General features: G+C 61.0%; 1 pseudogene. It reads left to right on the top strand.

From position 1 onward, the window contains the following. Positions 1-228: pseudogene (locus ACRHNM_RS18550) on the top strand (Fe-S cluster assembly protein SufD); the annotation flags it as partial.

Raw genomic sequence — 228 nt, 5'->3', positions numbered from 1 at the left:
CGCCTCCCGGGAGGAATCCCTCACCACGCTGAACACCGCCTTTACGCGGGAAGGGGCCTACATCTATATCCCGAAGAACAAAGCCCCCCGCAAGCCGGTGGAAATCCTCCACCTCTCCACGGGGAACGAGGCGTCCCTCCTGCTGCAGCCCAGAAACCTCATCGTGGTGGAGGAAAATGCCGAGCTGCAGGTCATTGAGCGGCACCAGAGCCTCACTTCCAACGAAGT

This window comes from Psychroserpens mesophilus, assembly GCF_050617655.1.
Lineage (GTDB): Bacteria > Bacteroidota > Bacteroidia > Flavobacteriales > Flavobacteriaceae > Psychroserpens > Psychroserpens mesophilus_A.
Note: the sequence above shows the minus strand (reverse complement) of the source record. Positions and strands in the feature narration are given on the sequence as shown.